The 1,163-nt window shown below is 64.6% G+C and carries 1 protein-coding gene; it reads right to left on the bottom strand.

Annotated elements, in window-relative coordinates; genetic code table 11:
* The coding region (locus tag ACIBLA_RS37570) for a dihydropteroate synthase (RefSeq protein ID WP_399201150.1) at positions 1-1,163 on the bottom strand (1,163 nt) is incomplete at both ends.

Raw genomic sequence — 1,163 nt, 5'->3', positions numbered from 1 at the left:
GCAGTGAGGTCGTCCTCCAGGCCGTTCTTCTCCCCGTCGATGATCCGCCGCTCCAGACGCTCCTCCAGCGGCAGCGCCAGCAACTCCTGCGCCCGGCCGTCCTTCATCGACTTGGTGTTGACACCCTCGAACAGCTCCATCAGCCTCTGCAACGGGTCATAACCCTCCACCCGCCGGTCATAGACCAGATCGAGCGCCACCCGCACCTGCTCCTCGTCCAGCCGCGCGATCGGCAGGATCTTCGACGCATGAACAATCGCCGAATCAAGACCCGCCTTCACACACTCGTCAAGGAACACCGAATTCAGCACGATCCGCGCGGCAGGGTTCAGACCGAAAGAGATGTTCGACAACCCGAGAGTGGTCTGCACCTCGGGGTGGCGCCGCTTCAGCTCACGGATCGCCTCGATCGTCGCGATCCCGTCCCTGCGCGACTCCTCCTGACCCGTACAGATCGTGAACGCCAGAGTGTCGATCAGGATGTCCGACTCATGCACACCCCAGTTCCCCGTCAGATCCGCGATCAGCCGCTCCGCGACCGCGACCTTGTGCTCCGGAGTCCTCGCCTGCCCCTCCTCATCGATCGTCAGCGCGATCAACGCCGCACCATGCTCCACCGCCAGCCCCGTCACCTTCACAAACCGCGACTCCGGCCCGTCACCATCCTCGTAATTCACCGAGTTGATGACCGCACGCCCACCCAGCTTCTCCAACCCCGCCCGCAAAACCGGCAGTTCAGTGGAGTCCAGCACAATCGGCAACGTCGACGCCGTCGCGAAACGGCCCGCCAGCTCAGCCATGTCCGCGACACCGTCACGCCCGACATAATCCACACACAGATCCAGCAGATGCGCACCCTCACGGATCTGGTCCCGCGCCATCTCGACACAGTCGTCCCAGCGACCCTCCAGCATCGCCTCACGGAACTTCCTCGACCCGTTCGCGTTCGTCCGCTCACCGATCGCCAGATACGACGTGTCCTGCCGGAACGGCACACTCTGATACAACGACGCCGCCCCCGGCTCCGGCCGCGACACCCGCTCCACCAACTCCACACCCCGCACCCGCTCCACCACCCGACGCAGATGCTCCGGAGTCGTACCGCAACACCCCCCCACCAACGACAACCCGTACTCACGGACAAACTGCTCCTGCGCGTCCGC

Source organism: Streptomyces sp. NPDC050433, from assembly GCF_044458565.1.
In the GTDB taxonomy this organism is placed as follows: Bacteria; Actinomycetota; Actinomycetes; order Streptomycetales; family Streptomycetaceae; genus Streptomyces.
The sequence above is the reverse complement of the archived record's forward strand: the minus strand, read 5'-3'. Positions and strand labels throughout refer to the sequence as shown.